Below are 20,556 nucleotides of genomic sequence, written 5' to 3'. Positions count from 1 at the left end.
CAGTTCCCTGGTGTTGGCGCAGTATTCGCGCACCCCGGTCTGTCCGGGGTCATTTTTTGCTGGCTTTCGCCACCCACGCCTTCAGTACCGCTACATCGTTTTGCCACTCGGATTTCATCTCTTCAACCCATTCAGCGACATTATCAGACCAGGCAGGCAGATCCGGAGTCTGGATCTGCTGGCCCAGCTGCTGGATGTGGCGCAGTCCGATAGAACCGGCCGCCCCTTTGATCTTATGCCCCTCTTCGACAATCCCTTTTTGGTCGCGGGCGGTCAGATTAGACTCCAGAACGGACATGTAGCCCGGCATCATCTTCTCAAACACCGCGAGACCATCGTTGATAAGCTTCGGTCCCACCAGCTCGATATATTGCTCCAGCATATCGGTATCCAGCACCGCGTCGGCTTTATGCAGATCGGCCGCCGGCGCTTCCTGCGCTTCCTCATCCGGTGCATCCCAGAATTTCTTGATCATGGCCGTTAGCGCTGGCACCGATAGCGGCTTACTCAACACATCGTCCATCCCGGCGTCGAGATACTCTTTTTTATTCTTCAGCACGTTGGCGGTGAGGGCGACCAGCGGCGGTAGCTCGTCAGCGGCAAAGCGCTGTTTCAGTTCCCGGGAAATATCCAGTCCGGTCATGTCCGGTAACTGAATATCCAACAGCACAAGGTCATATTCGCCTGGCTCAAACATCTCCAGCGCGGCTTTCCCGGTCATCGCCACATCAACGCTGTTACCCAGTTTTTCCAGCACTGAACGGGCCACAATAACGTTGAGCTCAATGTCCTCAACCAGCAGCACGTTGAGCGCCGGTAATGGCATGTCGTCTTCCGCCAGCGTATCTTCCACTTCTTCCGCAATGGCAGGCGCATGGACGGTAAGCGTAAAGGTCGCCCCTTTACCCGGCTGGCTGGTAACGCTGATATCACCGCCCATATTACGCGCCAGGCGACGCGAGACGGCGAGACCAATCCCGGTTCCGGTGGCCGGTTTGCCGCCGTGGCTGTCTTTGACCTGGTAATACATGGCGAAAATTTTGTCCTGTTCCGCTTCAGGAATACCAATTCCGGAGTCTTCCACTTCGAAGTGCAGGATATCGCCTTCGTCATAGCGCACGCGGACGTTCACCCCTCCGCCCTGCGGGGTAAACTTCACGGCGTTACTGATAAGATTCCACAGGATCTGCCGCAGGCGGGTCCCATCCGTGATTACCTTATGCGGCAGCGGCAGGCTCGGCTCCAGCACAAAGCGCAGCCCCTTCTGCTGTGCCTGCAAGCCGGATAGGTTTTCAAGGTCGGCAAGGAAGCTGGTGAAGTCCACCGGCTGGTTATCGAGCTGCACCTTGCGGCGCTCCATTTTGTCCATGTCGATAATATCATTGAAGATATTCCCCAGCGTCACCGCCGAGACATGGATAGTTTTCAGGTATTTTTCCTGCTCGCTGGTCAGTTCGGTATCCAGCAAAATTCGGCTCAGCCCGACGATCCCGTTTAGCGGGGTACGCAGCTCATGACTGATGGTGGAAATAAAGGTGGTTTTATCCCGGCTGGCGCGCTCAAGAGCGTCCTGATAGCGTTTACGTTCGGTGATATCGCGGCCGAAGCCCATCAGGCCGCGACGCTTACCGACGCGATCGTAGTAGGGGACCTTGCGGATTTCAAAGCACGCTTTGCGGCCATCGGGATAGTCCAGCCACTGCTCATAGGTCAGCGATACATTATGGCGGAACACCTTCTCGTCGGTCTCCAGTACCTTTTCCGCCGCCTCTTCGCTATAGACGTCCTGCGGTTTGAGGTGGATCAGCTGTTTCTCGCTTTTGCCGGTCAGCAGCTCCATCGCCCGGTTACAGCCTGAAAACTCCTTATCCTCATTGCGATAGAAGACCAGGTCCGGGGAAGCATCAAGGAAAGAGCGCAGAAAGGAGGATTGCTGTTCGAGCTGGATCTGCGTCTCTTCACGCTCTTTCATCTCAATCTTCAACTGCTCGAGGGTGGTCTCGCGCTCGGCTTCCGCTTTTTCACGTTCGCCAATCTCCTGATTCAACTGCGCGATGTTATCTTTCAGTTGGACGTTCAGCTTTAGATCGCGCTCACGCATCTCCTCCAGCTTGTCCACCAGCCGCGAAAGACGCTGACGGGACTCTTCGAGCTGCTCCACCACCACCGAGAGAAAGTAGACCGCCCAAGGCGTGATCAGCAGGCCAAAGAAGATAGAGCGGATAACGTCGATACTTTCAACCTGGCCATGCAGCACCATGGTAACCGCCATCTGTACCACGATGGCCAGCACCACCAGCGCAAGAGCCAACAGCATCGAAAAGCGGACCAGACCCAGCTTCATCATCAGGTCGACATAATACTGCGCCAGCATACGAATTTGCTTCATAGGGGATTCCTTCACGACAACTCCGCACAATAATACTCAATTCTGAGCAATGCGCTGTAAGTTGTGCAAAAAATGCGGGCAGGAGTCGATACGGCGGCCGGCCGCTGAGGCGAACCAGCCGCAAAAGAGGGGGATCAGGAGAGGGATTAACGCTTGCTTAACGCCTCCCAGAGTCCTTTCAGGTAGGTCACGCCAAGGGCGCGGTCGAACAGGCCATAGCCCGGCCGTCCGGTCTCTCCCCAGATAAAGCGACCATGATCCGGGCGAATATAGCCGTCGAATCCGTTGTCATACAGCGCTTGCATCACTTTGTACATATCCAGGGAGCCGTACTCTGACGGATGGGCGCACTCGTAAAAGTCTTTATCCTGCATCAGCTTTATATTGCGGACGTGGGCAAAATGAATTCGCTTACGCCGCGTAAATTCGGCCAGGATGGCGTACACGTCATTATCAGGATCTTCGGCAATCGAGCCGGTGCAGAGCGTAATGCCGTTGGCGGGTGAATCGACGGCCCGGCAGATCCAGTCCAGATCGTCGCGGTTTTTGACCACCCGCGGCAGGCCAAAAATGGAGTACGGCGGGTCGTCCGGGTGGATCGCCATTTTCACCCCAACCTCTTCGCAAACCGGGATCACCGCCTGCAGAAAATAAACCAGGTTCTCCCGCAGCTTCTGATCATCCACCGCGCTATATTTGGCAAACAGGGTCTGCACCTCCGCCAGCCGTTCCGGCTCCCAGCCCGGCAAGGCGAAGCCGTTTGAATTCTCAAGCACCTCCTTCACCACGTCTTCCAGCCGCTTATCGATATCTTTCTTCTCAAACGCCATCGTCAGCGAGCCATCCGGCAGGACGTAGTTCATATCCGTCTTCATCCAGTCGAAAACCGGCATGAAGTTATAGCAGATGACTTTAACGCCAAAGCGGGCAAGGTTGCGGATGGTCTGCTGGTAGTTGGCAATATAGCGCTCACGGGTAGGTAGGCCGATTTTGATGTCGTCATGGATGTTGACGCTCTCTATCACCTCCATTTTCAGGCCTGCGGCATGGGCCTGACCGACCAGACGCTCAATTTTATCCACCGGCCATACTTCGCCCACCGCGACGTCGTAGAGCGCGCCGACCACCCCCTCAACGCCAGGCACCTGGCGAATATGTTCTAATGAAATCTTGTCTTCCTCTGGTCCAAACCAGCGCATTGTCATCTGCATTGTCTTCACCTGCTCAACTTAGTTTAATTTACCCTACTACCATACCAGTAATCATAGATGATTGAGCGTTGGCTGTCGTGATAGCGATCACATTCCTGCCGACCGGCTCGCAAGCGGCGAATGCGTCGGCGCATTCATAATTTTTTTCAATTTATTTCAATAGATTAATCATGCCATGGCTTTTTCTGCCGAGCTTTCTCAAATGTGATCCAGGCCTGATTATGATCTTTTGCATACTTGTATGGTAATAAAAGTAGCGTAATTTGTTCAGAAAAAAGACAATGGAAGGAATCAAAATGAGAAGCGTCGTCGTCAAAGAGCCAGGCCAACTGAACATTGAATCACGTCCGGTTCCAGTTCCGGGCGCCCATGAAGTACGGGTGAAAATTGCTTTTGCCGGGATCTGTGGTTCCGATGTACACATCTATCACGGCCACAACCCTTTCGCGAAATATCCCCGCGTCATCGGCCATGAATTCTATGGCATCATCGACGCCGTCGGCGAGCAGGTATCTCCGGCACGCATCGGCGAGCGTGTCGCGGTGGACCCCGTTGTCAGCTGCGGCCATTGTTATCCTTGCTCGGTAGGAAGGCCGAATGTCTGTACGCAGCTCCAGGTCATAGGAGTTCACCGCGACGGGGGATTTAGCGACTATGCCTGCGTGCCGGCGAAAAATGCCTGGCGCATCCCCGAGGCTATCAGCGACCGTCAGGCAACGATGGTTGAGCCTTTTACCATCGCGGCAAATATTACCGCCCAGCTGCAGCCCACGGCGCAAGATATTGCCCTGGTTTACGGCGCTGGCCCGATGGGGCTGACGATCATTCAGGCGCTAAAGGGGGTATATGGCGTTAAGCAGGTGATCGTCGTGGATCGCATTGCCGAACGTCTGCAGATGGCCCGGGAAAACGGCGCCGATCTGACGCTCGATAACACTGACCAGCCGCTCGCGGAACAGCTGGCGCAGCGGCAGCTTGCCCCCACGCTGGTCATTGATGCCGCCTGCCACCCGGCGATCCTGCAGGAAGCCATTCTCCTCGCCTCCCCCGCCGCCCGCATCGGTATACTCGGTTTCTCCGGCGAGGCCTCGACCCTCACTCAGCAAAGCATCACCAGTAAAGAAATTTCTATTTTCTCCTCCCGGCTGAACAGCGGGCGTTTTCCGCTGGTCATCGACTGGATGGAGAAAGGCCTTATTCGTCCGGAGGCGTTAATCACCCATTGTATGCCGCTGGAGCAGGTGAAAGAGGCCATGGAGATTTTTGCTAACGACCGTAAGACCTGCTGCAAAGTGCTGCTGCAGCTGGGTTAAACCGGCATCGTATAGAATAACGGCCGACGGATATCTGCATATCCGCCGCGCCTGATATAAATAATATAATGAGCATGGTGTTATCATGGGAAAAAATATCCGCTGGATTATCGTCCTGTTATTATTTTTAGTATATATGATAAATTATCTGGACCGGGTGGCATTATCCATTACGGTCCCGATGATTGAAAAGGACCTTGCACTTAACGCTGAACAATTCGGCATTATTTTCGGCAGCTTTTTCTTCGGCTACGCGGTATTTAATTTTATTGGCGGTTTGGCCGTGGATAAGTTTGGCGCAACGCTGGTAATGGGCCTGGCGGTCGGTCTGTGGTCGCTGTTTTGCGGCTTAACCGCGGTAGCCACCGGCTTTTATTCCATGCTGGTGCTGCGGGTGCTTTTCGGGATGGCGGAAGGCCCGATCTGCGCATCGGCGAACAAGATGATCAACGGCTGGTTTCCTAAAAAGCAAGCGGCTACCGCCGTCGGCTTTCTCAGCGCAGGCTCTCCGCTGGGCGGCGCGGTCGCCGGCCCCATCGTCGGTTACCTGGCCCTGGCATTCGGCTGGCGCCCGGCTTTTATGATTATTTTCGCTATCGGTATTGTATGGATGATAGCGTGGTTTTTCATTGCCGCTAATTCGCCCGAAAAGCACAAAAAAGTCAGCCAGGAAGAACTTAAGCTGATTAATAAAATGAAAGAAGAAGAAGTCGCGCTGGAAACAATAGAAAATCAAACAGCTCACTCGCTGGGTTATTATTTGAAACAGCCAATTATTCTGGTAACGGCCTTTGCCTTCTTCTGCTACAACTATATTCTGTTTTTCTTTCTCAGCTGGTTCCCGTCCTATCTGGTACAACAGCACCATCTGGATATTAAACAGATGAGCCTTACCACTATGATCCCATGGATAGTCGGCTTTGTCGGTCTGGCGCTTGGGGGCTATATTTCCGATAAAATTTTTAAACTCACCGGGCGCCTGCTGCTGTCGCGCAAAATTGTGCTGGTGGTATGCCTGCTGATGGCCGCTATCTGCGTGGGACTGGCGGGTACCGTCAGCAGCGTCGTGCCTGCCGTTCTGCTGATGTCGGTCTCCATCTTTTTCCTCTATGTAACCGGGGCGATCTACTGGGCGATTATCCAGGACGTGGTGCATAAATCCCGCGTCGGCGGCGCCAGCGGCTTTATCCATCTTATCGGCAGCGTCTCCGGCATCGTGGGGCCGATTGTTACCGGCTATATCGTGCAGTCTACTGGTAAATTTGACAGCGCTTTCGTTCTCGCCGGCACTATCGCCGCGCTTGGCGCCCTGCTGGTGCTGTTCGTGATCAAAACTCCGCGTGTGACGATGAAAGCCAGCCAGGCATAAATGGCAGGAGCGCGATGTCCGGCATTGTTCCCGACATCGCGCTCGTACTTCTCACTCAGCCTGGGGAGCAACCCAGCTACGGCCCAGCGCCGAGCCCTGAGCGCCCTGCTGATTCAGATAACGATCCAGTTCAACCATGCCGGTCCAGCGATTTTCACACCACAGCGGCGCCAACAGCGTGGGCCGACGGGCGCTGGCGGAAATACGGTGGTAGATCACCTCCGGCGGCGTATGGCGGATCATCTCTCCAGCGGTGACGGTATACGCCTCCAGCTCAATGCCATCGAGACGCCCGGCCTGCCACGCTTTGGCCATAATGCTGCCTTTCACAATATGCAGTGGATGCAATTTGATCCCATCCACGCCGGTCGCCACTACCTGCTCCAGCGTCTGCAGACAATGCCCCTGGCTCTCTCCGGGCAGACCGACGATCAGATGCGCACAGACTTTCAGCCCCCGCTCTCGCGCCAGGCGCGCGGTACGCTGATAACAGGCGAAATCGTGTCCACGGTTAATGCGATGCAGGGTCTTGTCATGAGCAGTTTGCAGCCCCAGCTCCAGCCATACCTCATACCCTTGCTGATGGTATTCACTCAGCAGGTCAAGGACCGCCTGCGGAACGCAGTCCGGGCGGGTGCCGACGCACAGGCCAACGATATTTGCGGCACTGACGGCCTGACGATACATTGAACGGAGCACCTGCACTTCAGCGAAGGTGCTGGTGTAGGCCTGAAAATAGGCCAGATAGCGCTTCGCCCGGTTGACGAGCTGCGCCTGATGAGCGAGCTGTTCGGCGATAGAGCGATGCTGCTGCGCCTCATCGGCAAACGATGCCACGTTACAGAAAGTGCAACCGCCGCGGCCCAGCGTGCCGTCGCGGTTTGGGCAGCTAAAACCGCCGTGCAGCGTTAGCTTATGGACCTTTTCGCCATAGCGACGCATAAGATCCCCACCAAACATATTGACTAATTTCTGTAACTGCATAATCTGATAGACCGCCCTCAACAAAGGGGGCCAAGCCTGCCACTTTTCGTCACCGACGGCGATGACCTGGATCAATCGTCAGCGCGGCGACCAACCCTATTGCATAAACAATCAAGATTACTGCAATTTCATTCAACCACCAGGTGATGAGTTTTCCTTATATTTTATCTTCGCATTGCCCTAATCTGCTTTCTGGTAAAAAACGGTATTAATGTCCAGTAGTTAAAAATATTGCAGTCAAATATGCTAATAATGAAATATATTTCAGCGCATATTGGTAATGCAAAGCCGCGTGCACAGTGAGACAGATCACACTAGCCGCACCACCAGCAGGCGTATTCAAAGCATAAAAATTGCCATTATTTTCTTTAATAACAATTAGTTAACTTGGGTATAGCACATTTTTGTATTAATAAGATTGCCATTTGACGTAAGTGTGGATTCCCGATAAGTTGGGAATCCGCTGGAAGCTTTCTGGATGAGCACTCTGCTCATCATATTTATGCAGTAATTGAGATTCCCTCTTAACAGCAAGTCCTCAAACTTGTGTACCGATGCGAAAAGGATTTAAAGAGGGCGAATGCGAGGTGTAAACCCCGTCGCCATGCTCTTTCTGTGCCTGTGCGCAATCGGTATCGGAGGGTGTCCGTAGAGCCTGGGGAGGTTCACTGATATGTTGTACGACAAATCCCTTGAGAGGGATAACTGTGGTTTCGGCCTGATCGCCCACATAGAAGGCGAACCTAGCCACAAGGTAGTGCGAACCGCAATACACGCACTGGCCCGCATGCAGCACCGTGGCGCAATCCTTGCCGATGGTAAAACCGGCGACGGTTGCGGTCTGCTGCTGCAAAAACCCGATCGTTTCTTCCGCATCGTTGCCGAAGAGCGCGGCTGGCGTTTAGCCAAAAACTACGCCGTTGGGATGCTGTTCCTGAATAAAGATCCTGAGCTGGCTAAAGCGGCGCGCCGCATCGTTGAAGAAGAACTTCAGCTTGAGACCCTGTCGATTGTCGGCTGGCGCGATGTGCCGACCAACGAAGGCGTGCTCGGTGAAATCGCCCTCTCCTCGCTGCCCCGTATTGAGCAAATCTTTGTCAACGCCCCGGCTGGCTGGCGCCCGCGCGATATGGAGCGCCGTCTGTTTATTGCGCGTCGTCGCATTGAAAAACGTCTGCAGGAAGACAAAGATTTCTACGTTTGTAGCTTGTCCAATCTGGTCAACATCTATAAAGGTCTGTGTATGCCGGCGGATTTGCCGCGCTTCTACCTGGACCTCGCGGACCTGCGCCTGGAGTCGGCTATCTGCCTGTTCCACCAGCGCTTCTCCACCAACACCGTACCACGCTGGCCGTTGGCGCAGCCGTTCCGCTACCTGGCGCACAACGGTGAAATTAACACCATTACCGGCAACCGCCAGTGGGCCCGCGCCCGTACCTATAAGTTCCAGACCCCGCTGATCCCAGACCTGCACGACGCCGCGCCGTTCGTTAACGAAACCGGCTCCGACTCCAGTTCTATGGACAACATGCTGGAGCTGCTGCTGGCCGGCGGGATGGACATCGTGCGCGCCATGCGTCTGCTGGTGCCGCCAGCCTGGCAGAACAACCCGGATATGGATCCGGAGCTGCGTTCGTTCTTCGACTTTAACTCCATGCATATGGAGCCGTGGGACGGCCCGGCGGGCATCGTCATGTCCGATGGCCGCTACGCGGCCTGTAACCTCGACCGTAACGGTCTGCGCCCGGCGCGCTACGTCATTACCAAAGATAAGCTCATCACCTGCGCCTCCGAAGTCGGCATCTGGGATTACCAGCCTGACGAAGTGGTCGAGAAAGGCCGCGTGGGCCCGGGCGAGCTGATGGTTATCGATACCCGTGCCGGACGCATTCTGCACTCAGCGGAAACCGATGACGATCTGAAGAGCCGCCATCCGTATAAAGAGTGGATGGAGAAAAACGTTCGTCGCCTGGTGCCGTTCGAAGATCTGCCGGACGAAGAGGTTGGCAGCCGCCAGCTGGATGACGACACGCTCGCCAGCTACCAGAAACAGTTTAACTACAGCGCGGAAGAGCTGGACTCCGTCCTGCGCGTGCTCGGCGAAAATGGCCAGGAAGCAGTCGGTTCGATGGGCGATGACACGCCTTTCGCCGTGCTCTCCAGCCAGCCGCGCATTATCTACGATTACTTCCGTCAGCAGTTCGCCCAGGTGACTAACCCGCCGATCGACCCGCTGCGCGAAGCGCACGTCATGTCGCTGGCTACCAGCATCGGTCGCGAAATGAACGTCTTCTGCGAAGCGGAAGGCCAGGCGCATCGTCTGAGCTTCAAATCGCCGATCCTGCTGTACTCCGATTTTAAACAGCTGACGACGATGGAAGAAGAGCACTATCGCGCCGACGTCCTCGATATCACGTTCAACCCGGCAGAGGCCTCCCTCAGCGAGACGGTGAAAGCGCTGTGCGATAAAGCGGAGCAAATGGTGCGCGACGGCACCGTGCTGCTGGTGCTCTCTGACCGCAACATCGCCAAAGACCGTCTGCCGGTACCGGCGCCGATGGCCGTTGGCGCGATCCAGACCCGTCTGGTCGATAAAAGCCTGCGCTGCGATGCCAACATCATCGTTGAAACCGCCAGCGCCCGCGATCCGCACCACTTCGCCGTGCTGCTCGGCTTTGGGGCGACGGCTATCTATCCATACCTCGCCTACGAAACGCTGGCGAAGCTGGTCGACAGCAAAGCCATCGATAAACCGTACCGTGCGGTGATGCTGAACTATCGCAACGGTATCAATAAAGGTCTGTATAAGATCATGTCCAAGATGGGGATCTCGACCATCGCCTCCTACCGCTGCTCGAAGCTGTTCGAAGCGGTCGGTCTGCATCGCGATGTCTCCGAGCTCTGCTTCCAGGGCGTGGTCAGCCGCATCGGCGGCGCCAGCTTCGACGACTTCCAGCAGGATCTGCTGAATCTGTCGAAACGCGCCTGGCTGGCGCGTAAGCCACTGGCCCAGGGCGGTTTGCTGAAATATGTGCACGGCGGCGAATATCATGCCTACAACCCGGACGTGGTGCGCACCCTGCAGCAGGCCGTGCAGAGCGGCGAATACAGCGATTATCAACAATACGCGAAATTGGTTAACGAACGTCCAGCGGCCACGCTGCGCGACCTGCTGGCGCTCAACCCAGGCGAAGACGCTATCAGCATCGACGAAGTAGAGCCGGCGAAGGAGCTGTTTAAACGCTTCGATACCGCGGCGATGTCGATCGGCGCCCTGAGCCCGGAAGCGCACGAGTCGCTGGCGGAAGCGATGAACAGCATCGGCGGCTTCTCCAACTCCGGTGAAGGCGGTGAAGACCCGGCGCGCTACGGCACTAATAAAGTGTCGCGCATCAAGCAGGTCGCTTCCGGCCGCTTCGGCGTCACGCCAGCCTACCTGGTCAATGCCGACGTCATCCAGATCAAAGTCGCCCAGGGGGCGAAACCGGGTGAAGGTGGCCAGCTGCCGGGTGATAAAGTCACCCCGTACATCGCCAAACTGCGCTATTCGGTACCGGGCGTCACGCTGATTTCCCCGCCGCCGCACCACGATATCTACTCTATCGAGGATCTGGCGCAGCTGATTTTCGACCTCAAGCAGGTCAATCCGAAAGCGATGATTTCGGTCAAACTGGTTTCTGAGCCGGGCGTTGGCACCATCGCCACCGGCGTGGCCAAAGCCTATGCCGACCTGATCACCATCGCCGGCTACGACGGCGGCACCGGGGCGAGCCCGCTCTCTTCGGTGAAATATGCCGGCTGCCCGTGGGAGCTCGGCCTGGTGGAAACCCAGCAGGCGCTGGTTGCCAACGGTCTGCGTCATAAGATCCGTCTGCAGGTGGATGGCGGCCTGAAAACCGGCCTCGATATCATCAAAGCGGCGATCCTCGGCGCGGAGAGCTTCGGTTTCGGTACCGGCCCGATGGTCGCGCTGGGCTGTAAATACCTGCGTATTTGCCACCTGAACAACTGCGCTACCGGCGTGGCGACCCAGGATGACAAACTGCGTAAGAATCACTATCACGGTCTGCCGTTCAAAGTGACCAACTACTTTGAATTTATCGCCCGTGAGACCCGCGAGCTGATGGCCCAGCTGGGCGTCAAGCGTCTGGTGGATCTGATTGGCCGCACCGATCTGCTCAAAGAGCTGGATGGGTTCACCGCCAAGCAGCAGAAACTAGATCTGGGTAAACTGCTGGAGACCGCAGAGCCGCATCCGGGCAAAGCGCTGTACTGCACCGAGAACAACCCACCGTTCGATAACGGCGTGCTCAACGCCCAGCTGCTGCAGCAGGCGAAACCGTACGTGGATGAAAAGCAGAGCAAGACGTTCTGGTTTGATATCCGTAACACCGACCGCTCCGTGGGGGCCTCGCTGTCCGGGTATATCGCCCAGACCCATGGCGACCAGGGACTGGCGGGCGACCCGATCGTCGCTCACTTTAGCGGCACCGCGGGCCAGAGCTTCGGCGTGTGGAACGCCGGCGGCGTGGAACTGCATCTGACTGGCGACGCCAACGACTACGTCGGGAAAGGCATGGCGGGCGGTCTGCTGGCCATTCGTCCGCCGGTGGGCTCTGCGTTCCGCAGCCATGAAGCCAGTATTATCGGCAACACCTGCCTGTACGGAGCGACCGGTGGTCGTCTGTACGCCGCAGGCCGCGCGGGCGAGCGTTTCGCCGTGCGTAACTCCGGCGCCATCACCGTGGTGGAAGGCATCGGCGACAACGGCTGCGAATATATGACCGGCGGCATCGTCTGCGTGCTCGGAAAAACCGGCGTCAACTTTGGCGCAGGGATGACCGGCGGCTTTGCCTATGTCCTGGATGAAGATGGCGACTTCCGCAAACGCGTGAACCCGGAGCTGGTGGAAGTGCTGGACGTTGATTCTCTGGCCATCCATGAAGAGCACCTGCGCGGTTTAATCACCGAGCACGTACAGCTTACCGGTTCGCAACGCGGCGAAGAGATCCTCGCCAACTGGCCGGCCTTCTCCGCGAAGTTTGCGCTGGTTAAACCAAAGTCCAGCGATGTTAAAGCACTGTTGGGTCACCGTAGTCGTTCCGCAGCTGAGCTGCGGGTGCAGGCGCAGTAAGGGGTTAAGATGAGTCAGAACGTTTATCAATTTATCGACCTGCAGCGCGTTGATCCGCCAAAGAAACCGCTGAAGATCCGTAAAATTGAGTTTGTGGAAATTTACGAGCCGTTTTCAGAAGGCCAGGCCAAGGCGCAGGCGGATCGCTGCCTCTCCTGTGGCAACCCGTACTGCGAATGGAAGTGCCCGGTGCATAACTACATCCCGAACTGGCTGAAGCTGGCCAACGAGGGGCGTATTTTTGAAGCGGCCGAGCTGTCGCATCAAACCAACACTCTGCCGGAAGTCTGCGGGCGCGTCTGCCCGCAGGACCGCCTGTGTGAAGGCTCCTGTACGCTGAACGATGAGTTCGGCGCGGTGACCATCGGCAACATCGAACGCTATATCAACGATAAGGCATTCGAGATGGGCTGGCGTCCGGATCTCTCCGACGTGAAGCCGACCGGTAAAACCGTCGCGATCATCGGCGCTGGCCCGGCGGGCCTCGCCTGCGCCGACGTGCTGACCCGTAACGGCGTCAAGGCGGTGGTATTTGACCGCCATCCGGAAATCGGCGGCCTGCTGACCTTCGGTATCCCGGCGTTCAAGCTGGAAAAAGAGGTGATGACCCGCCGCCGGGAGATCTTCACCGGCATGGGCATTGAGTTCAAACTCAATACCGAAGTGGGCCGCGACGTGCAGCTCGATGACCTGCTGAAGGAGTACGATGCGGTGTTCCTCGGCGTCGGGACCTATCAGTCGATGCGCGGTGGACTGGACAACGAAGACGCCCCGGGTGTTTACGACGCGCTGCCGTTCCTGATCGCTAACACTAAGCAGATCATGGGCTTTGGTGAAACCGCCGATGAGCCCTATGTCAGCATGGAAGGCAAACGCGTGGTGGTGCTCGGCGGTGGCGACACCGCGATGGACTGCGTACGCACCTCCGTCCGTCAGAATGCGGCGCACGTGATCTGCGCCTATCGCCGTGACGAAGAGAACATGCCCGGCTCAAAACGCGAAGTGAAAAACGCGCGCGAAGAAGGCGTTGAGTTCCAGTTTAACGTCCAGCCGCTGGGCGTGGAAGTGAATGCCAACGGTAAGGTTTGCGGCGTGAAGATGGCGCGCACCGAAATGGGCCAGCCGGATGCGAAGGGCCGCCGCCGCGCGGAGATCGTCCCCGGCTCTGAGCACGTGGTGCCGGCTGACGCCGTAGTCATGGCGTTTGGCTTCCGTCCGCACAGCATGGAGTGGCTGGCGAAGCACAGCGTCGAGCTGGACTCCCAGGGCCGTATTATCGCCCCGGAAGGCAGCGAAAACGCCTTCCAGACCAGCAACCCGAAAATCTTCGCCGGTGGCGATATCGTTCGCGGTTCCGATCTGGTGGTCACCGCGATTGCCGAAGGCCGTAAAGCGGCGGACGGGATCCTCAACTACCTTGAAGTCTGATTAGGTCCGGAGCCTCACGCATAAAAGCCCGATGGTTAACGTCATCGGGCTTTTTTATTGCTCATTCGCCGGGCAAACCGCCGCTTTCAGCGCCGTATTATACCAGCCGCAGATATGCTCCAGGCGGGTAATCGCCGAGCCGACGGTCACCGCCCACGCGCCGCAGCGCATCGCCTCCGCCGCCTGGGCAGGCGTGTTATAGCGCCCTTCGGCAATCACTCTGCAGCCCGCCGCGCTCAGGCATTGCACCAGCGCCAGATCCGGCTCATCCGGCGTCTCCTCTGCGGTATAGCCGGAGAGAGTCGTCCCGACAATCTCAGCCCCCAACTGCCAGCACTCGAGAGCATCGTCGAGAGATGAGCAATCGGCCATCGCCACTTTTCCCAGCTGATGAATTTCTGCTAATAGCGCCGACACTGACGCCGGACGCTGACGCTGGGTGCCGTCAATAGCAATAATATCCGCTCCGCCCTGCGCCAGCGCGTCGATATCTTCCAGCCATGGCGTAATACGCACCGGGCTATCGGGCAAATCGCGTTTTATCAACCCAATAACGGGCACCGTCACTAACGGACGAACGGCCTGCAGGTTGGCCAGGCCTTCGATGCGCAGCGCTACCGCTCCCGCCTGCTCAGCCGCCAGCGCCATTGCCGCGACGATAGCGGGATTATCCAGCGGACTGCCCGGCACCGGCTGGCAGGAGACAATTAATCCGCCATGATGACGGATACGCTGGTCCAGTTGTGCGAGTAAAGACATGTCTGCTCCCTAAAAACTACCTGTGGCGATGACGATACCAGCCATGGGACGCCTCGTTTGTGGCAGAGTTAACAAAGCGGACAGACAAAAAAACAGGCCCCGCAGGGCCTGTCAGAGAAGGGATTCACTTCACCACGCGCAGCGCCGGGCGACCACCGCGCGGCGGCGGCGTGTCGTCAGGATCGTCGTCGTGATTATCCGGCTTATCGCCATCGATCACCGACATCACCGTTTCGCTTTCACTCTCCGGCGCGACGTCATCATCGTTGAGGCTGCTGACGTCTTCGTCATAGGCCGCTTCCGGTTCGAACATCGTACCAGCGCCGTTCTCACGGGCGTAGATGGCGAGTACCGCAGCCAGCGGGACAGACACGTTGCGTGGTACCCCGCCAAAGCGCGCGTTGAAGCGCACTTCGTCGTTCGCCAGCTCGAGATTGCCTACCGCACGCGGGGCAATATTGAGAACGATTTGCCCATCGCGCGCGTACTCCATCGGCACGAGCACGCCCGGCAGCGTCACATCCACCACCAGGTGCGGCGTCAGCTGGTTATCCAGCAGCCAGTCATAAAACGCCCGTAACAGATACGGGCGACGCGGCGTCAGCTGTGATACATCCATTATTTAGCCCCGACCGAGGCGCATTTCACGCTCGGCTTCAGTTAAAGAAGCGAGGAAGGAATCACGCTCAAATACGCGAGTCATATAGCCTTTGAGCTCTTTCGCACCAGCGCCAACCAGCTCCACACCAAGAACCGGCAGACGCCACAGCAGCGGCGCCAGGTAGCAGTCCACCAGGCTGAACTCATCGCTCAGGAAGTAAGGTTTCTGGGTGAAGACCGGCGCGATGGCCAGCAATTCTTCACGCAGCTGCTTACGCGCAGCATCAGCTTGCGCTGCGGTACCGCTCTGGATGGTGTTCATCAGCGAATACCAGTCCTTCTCGATACGTTGCATATACAGGCGGCTTTCACCACGCGCCACCGGATAAACCGGCATTAACGGCGGGTGCGGGAAACGCTCATCCAGATACTCCATAATGATGCGGGATTCCCACAGAGTGAGCTCACGATCCACCAGCGTCGGTACGCTTTGATTCGGGTTGAGGTCAATCAGATCCTGAGGCGGGTTATCCTTCTCCACGTGCTCTATCTCAAAACTGACACCCTTCTCGGCCAGCACAATGCGGACCTGATGGCTATAGATGTCAGTAGGACCAGAAAACAGCGTCATTACCGAACGTTTGTTGGCAGCGACAGCCATGAAAACCTCCAGGTATATTCAGAATTTTGTACTGCTGCCGGCCACTCATGACCAGCCAGATGTAAAAACCCCATTAGCGCGATGTCACCTTCGTTCACGAATAAAACAAAAAATGAACAATCACCAGCATTTGGGCAGAAAATTGGATGATAGTTTACCAGATTTTGAAGACGTTGTGGTGAGGGGATTCTGGAAATGCTGAAAAAGTGGCGAGAACCGGCGCTATGCTTGTGGATAACAGCCGTTTTATCCATAAAAAAACCCGCCGAAGCGGGTTTTTTCGCAAATTGTTCTGCGTGAGCAGAAAACAATTAACGTTTGGAGAACTGCGGACGACGACGTGCTTTACGCAGACCGACTTTCTTACGTTCAACCTGACGAGCGTCACGAGTAACGAAGCCAGCTTTACGCAGTTCGGAACGCAGGGACTCGTCGTACTCCATCAGAGCGCGGGTGATACCGTGACGGATCGCACCAGCCTGACCAGAGATACCACCACCTTTAACAGTGATGTACAGATCCAGTTTCTCAACCATGTCGACCAGTTCCAGCGGCTGACGAACTACCATGCGGGCAGTTTCACGACCGAAGTACTGTTCCAGAGAACGCTGGTTGATAACGATTTTACCGTTGCCCGGTTTGATGAAAACGCGAGCTGCGGAACTTTTGCGGCGACCAGTGCCGTAGTATTGATTTTCAGCCATTGCCTATAATCCCGATTAGATGTCAAGAACTTGCGGTTGCTGTGCCGCGTGGTTGTGCTCGTTACCCGCGTAAACTTTCAGTTTACGGTACATAGCACGACCCAGCGGGCCTTTTGGCAGCATGCCTTTAACCGCGATTTCAATCACACGCTCAGGACGGCGGGCAATCATCTCTTCAAAGGTCGCTTCTTTGATACCACCGATGTGGCCGGTGTGGTGGTAGTACATTTTGTCTTCGCGCTTGTTGCCGGTAACAGCAACTTTTTCTGCGTTCAGAACGATGATGTAATCACCGGTATCAACGTGCGGAGTGTATTCCGCTTTGTGCTTACCGCGCAGGCGACGAGCCAGTTCAGTAGCCAGACGGCCCAGAGTTTTACCGGTCGCGTCAACAACATACCAGTCGCGTTTTACGGTTTCTGGTTTAGCTGTAAAAGTTTTCATTAAAAGCTTACCCAAATAATAAGTTACACGTTGGTGAACACCCAAACGTTTAGTCAGTTGAGGTTCACACGACATTGTCCAGCAAACCTACCCCTTCGAATAGCCTATGCCGGCGCATAGAAAGTTTCGGGAAAAAAACCTTCTCGTAACGTGGGGTCGCAAGATTATAGAGAAGTCGGGGTCAAAGATCGACCCCTTTATGAGATTTTTCAGGCCGCGCCCGGGGCGGCCTTGCGGCCCTGAATCCGCCTGAAAAAGTCCCCTGTCAGGGCATATGCGGACGTTTGAGGTACTCTTCGCTCTGCATCTCCTGCAGACGAGAGAGACAGCGCTGGAACTCAAACTTCAGCCGCTCGCCCTGGTAAATGTCGTACAGCGGTACTGCCGCGCTGACCACCAGCTTTACATGGCGCTCGTAAAACTCATCCACCAGAGCGATAAAGCGGCGGGCCTCGCTCTCCAGCTGCGCGGTCATCACCGGCACGTCGAACAGCATCACCGTATGGAACAGTCGGGAGAGCGCGATATAGTCATGCTGGCTGCGCGCATCCACGCATAGCGTGGCGAATGACGCCGCCAGCGTCTGGTTTTCTACGCCGAGGGTAGGCAGCTCGCGATGGTTAATCTCCAGCGTCGGCCCGGCAGCGCGCGGCGCACCCGCCAGCGCGAGCCACAATTTATCCATCTGTTCGCGGGTGTCGTTATTCAGCGGCGACAGCCACAGGTGCGCCTGCGTCAGGGTACGCAGTCGATAATCGATGCCGGCATCGACGTTCATAATATCGCAATGCTGCTTGATGGCATCGATCGCCGGCAGAAAACGGGCCCGCTGCAGGCCATTACGATAGAGTTCATCCGGCGGAATATTGGAGGTCGCCACCAGGGTGATGCCGCGGGCGAACAGGGCTTTCATCAGCCCGCCCAACAGCATGGCGTCGGTAATATCGGAGACAAAAAACTCGTCGAAACAGAGCACGTCGGTTTCCGCTTTAAAGCGGTCGGCGACGATCTCCAGCGGGTCGCTATGTCCCTGCAGGGTGGTCAGCTCTTCGTGTACGCGCAGCATGAAACGATGGAAATGCAGGCGCTGTTTACGCTCGCCCGGCAGGCTCTGGTAAAACAGGTCCATCAGCCAGGTTTTGCCTCGCCCCACGCCGCCCCACATATACAGGCCGCGGACAGGTGCCGTCCCGGCAGCCGGCTCGCGCTTACCCAGCAGTTTGCCGAATTTCGCGCGCAAACCGCCGCCTGACGCGACCGGCGCGGGCTGCGTCTGCAGTTCCTGGTAAATGGTATCAAGGCGGCTCACCGCTTCTTGCTGGACGTCGTCGGGTTGATGGCTGCCCTCTTTCAGGGCTAAAAGGTAACGCGATGTTGGAGACAGGCTTTGCATGATCTAATTGTTATTCCTTGAAAACCGTAATGCCGAAGCTCACGATTGACGAAAAAAAGGCCGTTCTACACTACGCGATGATACGCCAGGATTCCACTTCTGTGGAATTAGCGGTTATAGTGGCACTATCGGGCGCAGGCGGAGAGCCTAAGAGCCACCCTACGGAACCACAATACAACGGGAGATGTTCATGACCTGGGAATACGCGCTAATTGGGTTAGTCGTCGGTATCATCATTGGTGCCGTCGCCATGCGTTTCGGCAACCGCAAACTGCGCCAACAGCAGGCGCTGCAGTACGAACTGGAAAAGAATAAAGCCGAGCTTGAAGAGTACCGTGAAGAGCTGGTGAGCCACTTTGCGCGTAGCGCCGAACTGCTGGATAACATGGCGCACGACTATCGTCAGCTATATCAGCATATGGCGAAAAGCTCTAACAACCTGCTGCCGGACTCGATGGCAGACGCCAACCCGTTCCGCAACCGTCTGGAAGAGTCTGAAGCCAGTAACGATCAGGCGCCGGTCCAGATGCCGCGCGACTACTCCGAGGGCGCATCCGGTTTACTGCGCGGAGGCGCAAAACGCGATTAAGCCTCGCTGCGATTAAAATATTCTCCGGGCGCGCCCGTCGCGCCCGCTCCTTCCCCCACTTCCCGGCTACAATTTAAACCAGTCCCCACGTTGTTACCTGTGCAAAAATTCAATAACATCAGGTTATTCAGGACATTTTTCCATACACCTCAGGTTACGAGAGCCAGCATCTAATGAAGAAACAGACTTTGCTGTTGAGTGCGTTAGCGTTAAGCATTGGGTTATCGTTGTCGGTCCTGCCTCCGGCAGCGGCATCCTTACCGACTCAGGTGCCCGGCCAGGGCGCGTTACCAAGCCTGGCGCCGATGCTGGAAAAGGTTCTGCCGGCGGTGGTTAGCGTACAGGTGGAAGGCACTGCCTCGCCGACGCTCAATATGCCGGAAGAGCTGAAAAAATATTTTGGCGATAACGCCCCGCAGGAGCAGGCGCAGCCGTTTGAAGGGCTCGGCTCCGGCGTTATCATCGACGCGGCGAAAGGCTATGTGCTGACCAATAACCACGTCATCAATCAGGCGCAGAAGATCAGCGTCCAGCTGAACGATGGCCGTGAGTTCGATGCCAAACTGGTCGGGAGCGATGAACAGAGCGATATCGCTCTGCTGCAGCTGATTAAGCCAGACCACCTGACGCAAATCGCCATTGCTGACTCTGATAAACTTCGCGTCGGCGACTTCGCCGTCGCCGTCGGCAACCCGTTCGGCCTTGGCCAGACCGCCACATCCGGCATTATCTCTGCCCTTGGCCGCAGCGGCTTGAACCTTGAAGGGCTGGAGAATTTCATTCAGACCGACGCCTCGATTAACCGCGGCAATTCCGGCGGCGCGCTGCTGAACCTCAACGGCGAGCTTATCGGGATCAACACCGCGATCCTCGCGCCGGGCGGCGGCAGCATCGGCATCGGCTTTGCCATTCCAAGCAATATGGCGAAAACCCTCGCCGACCAGCTTATTCAGTTTGGCGAAATCAAGCGCGGCCTGTTGGGCATTAAAGGCATGGAAATGAGCGCCGACATCGCCAAAGCGATGAATCTCAACGTTCAGCGCGGCGCCTTCGTCAGTGAAGTCCTGCCAAACTCCGGCTCCGCCAAAGCGGGGATTAAATCCGGGGACGTCATCGTGAGTCTGAACGGCAAACCGCTGAACAGTTTCGCCGAACTGCGTTCGCGGATCGCCACCACCGAGCCGGGTACCAAGGTCAAACTGGGCCTGCTGCGCGATGGAAAGCCGGTCGATGTCGAAGTGACCCTGGATAAGAGCACCTCCTCAACCGCCAGCGCGGAACTGATTATCCCGGCGCTGCAGGGGGCCTCGTTCAGCGACGGCCAGATGAAAGATGGCACCAAAGGAGTGGTGATCGGTAATGTGGATAAAGGCAGCGCCGCCGCCCAGGTCGGTCTGCATAAGGATGACATTATCATTGGCCTTAACCGGCAGCATATTCACTCAATTGCCGAACTGCGCAAAGTGCTCGAAGGCAAACCGCCGGTCATCGCCCTGAACGTGATCCGCGGCAACGAAAGCATCTATCTGCTGCTGCGCTGATTGTCTCTCCGGGCATCGCCGCCATGTGCGATGTCCG

At 56.6% G+C, this 20,556-nt stretch carries 16 protein-coding genes; 6 read left to right on the top strand and 10 right to left on the bottom strand.

Annotation, left to right across the window (positions count from 1 at the left end; genetic code table 11):
* Positions 1-49: 49 nt before the first annotated feature.
* Complete coding sequence (gene arcB / locus KB892_RS00985; RefSeq protein ID WP_002918444.1) at positions 50-2,389, bottom strand: aerobic respiration two-component sensor histidine kinase ArcB; 2,340 nt, start codon at positions 2,387-2,389, stop codon at positions 50-52.
* A gap of 146 nt (positions 2,390-2,535) precedes the next feature.
* Positions 2,536-3,600 carry a mannonate dehydratase gene (gene uxuA / locus KB892_RS00980; protein WP_002918448.1) on the bottom strand — a complete coding sequence of 355 codons (1,065 nt, stop codon included), beginning with the start codon at positions 3,598-3,600 and terminating at the stop codon, positions 2,536-2,538.
* A gap of 296 nt (positions 3,601-3,896) precedes the next feature.
* Here uxuA and KB892_RS00975 point away from each other — a divergent pair, with 296 nt between their 5' ends.
* Positions 3,897-4,913, top strand: coding sequence for a Zn-dependent oxidoreductase (locus tag KB892_RS00975; protein WP_002918451.1), 1,017 nt, complete (start codon positions 3,897-3,899; stop codon positions 4,911-4,913).
* An 85-nt stretch (positions 4,914-4,998) separates the two neighbouring features.
* Positions 4,999-6,282 carry an MFS transporter gene (locus KB892_RS00970; RefSeq protein ID WP_002918453.1) on the top strand — a complete coding sequence of 428 codons (1,284 nt, stop codon included), beginning with the start codon at positions 4,999-5,001 and terminating at the stop codon, positions 6,280-6,282.
* Positions 6,283-6,333: 51 nt separating this feature from the next.
* Here KB892_RS00970 and KB892_RS00965 read toward each other — a convergent pair whose 3' ends face one another.
* A complete protein-coding gene (locus KB892_RS00965; RefSeq protein WP_002918455.1) occupies positions 6,334-7,266 on the bottom strand; it encodes a tRNA modification radical SAM protein MnmL/YtqA in 933 nt (310 codons plus the stop codon).
* A gap of 673 nt (positions 7,267-7,939) precedes the next feature.
* Between KB892_RS00965 and gltB the strand changes: the two genes are divergently transcribed.
* Positions 7,940-12,400 (top strand): glutamate synthase large subunit, encoded by a 4,461-nt coding sequence (gene gltB, locus KB892_RS00960; RefSeq protein WP_002918458.1) that lies wholly within the window; start codon positions 7,940-7,942, stop codon positions 12,398-12,400.
* 9 nt (positions 12,401-12,409) lie between these two features.
* On the top strand, positions 12,410-13,828 hold the full coding sequence (locus tag KB892_RS00955) for a glutamate synthase small subunit (protein WP_002918461.1): 1,419 nt from the start codon (positions 12,410-12,412) through the stop codon (positions 13,826-13,828).
* Between the two features lie 54 nt (positions 13,829-13,882).
* Here KB892_RS00955 and KB892_RS00950 read toward each other — a convergent pair whose 3' ends face one another.
* From KB892_RS00950 to zapE, 7 genes are all read right to left on the bottom strand, one after another.
* Positions 13,883-14,587 carry an N-acetylmannosamine-6-phosphate 2-epimerase gene (locus KB892_RS00950; protein WP_002918463.1) on the bottom strand — a complete coding sequence of 235 codons (705 nt, stop codon included), beginning with the start codon at positions 14,585-14,587 and terminating at the stop codon, positions 13,883-13,885.
* Between the two features lie 124 nt (positions 14,588-14,711).
* A complete protein-coding gene (sspB, locus tag KB892_RS00945; protein WP_002918465.1) occupies positions 14,712-15,206 on the bottom strand; it encodes a ClpXP protease specificity-enhancing factor in 495 nt (164 codons plus the stop codon).
* A gap of 3 nt (positions 15,207-15,209) precedes the next feature.
* Positions 15,210-15,848 (bottom strand): stringent starvation protein SspA, encoded by a 639-nt coding sequence (gene sspA, locus KB892_RS00940; protein ID WP_002918467.1) that lies wholly within the window; start codon positions 15,846-15,848, stop codon positions 15,210-15,212.
* Complete coding sequence (locus tag KB892_RS00935; protein WP_135801240.1) at positions 15,818-16,102, bottom strand: hypothetical protein; 285 nt, start codon at positions 16,100-16,102, stop codon at positions 15,818-15,820. Before KB892_RS00935 ends, sspA begins: the two co-directional genes overlap by 31 nt.
* A 57-nt stretch (positions 16,103-16,159) precedes the next feature.
* The gene (gene rpsI / locus KB892_RS00930) at positions 16,160-16,552 is read right to left on the bottom strand and encodes a 30S ribosomal protein S9 (protein ID WP_000829818.1); all 393 of its coding nucleotides are present in this window, start codon (positions 16,550-16,552) and stop codon (positions 16,160-16,162) included.
* Between the two features lie 15 nt (positions 16,553-16,567).
* Positions 16,568-16,996 carry a 50S ribosomal protein L13 gene (rplM, locus tag KB892_RS00925; RefSeq protein WP_002918559.1) on the bottom strand — a complete coding sequence of 143 codons (429 nt, stop codon included), beginning with the start codon at positions 16,994-16,996 and terminating at the stop codon, positions 16,568-16,570.
* Positions 16,997-17,261: 265 nt separating this feature from the next.
* Positions 17,262-18,389: a cell division protein ZapE gene (zapE, locus tag KB892_RS00920; protein ID WP_004144945.1), complete on the bottom strand. Its 1,128-nt coding sequence runs from the start codon at positions 18,387-18,389 to the stop codon at positions 17,262-17,264.
* A gap of 190 nt (positions 18,390-18,579) precedes the next feature.
* On the opposite strand from zapE, the gene zapG reads away from it, so the two are divergent.
* Both zapG and degQ read left to right on the top strand, forming a co-directional pair.
* A complete protein-coding gene (gene zapG / locus KB892_RS00915; protein ID WP_002918565.1) occupies positions 18,580-18,978 on the top strand; it encodes a Z-ring associated protein ZapG in 399 nt (132 codons plus the stop codon).
* A gap of 173 nt (positions 18,979-19,151) precedes the next feature.
* Positions 19,152-20,519 (top strand): serine endoprotease DegQ, encoded by a 1,368-nt coding sequence (degQ, locus tag KB892_RS00910; RefSeq protein ID WP_062954970.1) that lies wholly within the window; start codon positions 19,152-19,154, stop codon positions 20,517-20,519.
* The last annotated feature ends 37 nt before the right edge of the window (positions 20,520-20,556 follow it).

Origin of the sequence: Klebsiella sp. P1927 (genome assembly GCF_018204675.1) — a bacterium.
GTDB lineage: Bacteria > Pseudomonadota > Gammaproteobacteria > Enterobacterales > Enterobacteriaceae > Klebsiella > Klebsiella pneumoniae.
The sequence above is the reverse complement of the archived record's forward strand: the minus strand, read 5'-3'. Positions and strand labels throughout refer to the sequence as shown.